The 223-nt window shown below is 68.6% G+C and carries 1 pseudogene; it reads left to right on the top strand.

From position 1 onward, the window contains the following. A pseudogene (locus tag E4K09_RS23840) lies at positions 1-223 on the top strand (bifunctional DNA-formamidopyrimidine glycosylase/DNA-(apurinic or apyrimidinic site) lyase); the annotation flags it as partial.

The following is a 223-nucleotide window of genomic DNA, read 5'->3' on the forward strand; positions in this document are numbered from 1 at the left end:
TCCACCACGAGCATGGGGGCTTGGGCGCCCACGATCACGTGGTCTTCGCGCTGTCGAACGGAGCCAGCGTCACCTACAACGACGCCCGCCGCTTCGGCTTCATGGACCTCGGTCCCCGCTCCGGGATCGAAACCTGCCGGCATTTTGCCGGCATGGGCATCGAGCCCCTCGGCAACGAACTCTCGGGCGAGGCCATCGCCCGGCTCTTCGCTGGCAGGCGCGC

It is taken from the genome of Microvirga pakistanensis (genome assembly GCF_004458765.1).
Lineage (GTDB): Bacteria > Pseudomonadota > Alphaproteobacteria > Rhizobiales > Beijerinckiaceae > Microvirga > Microvirga pakistanensis.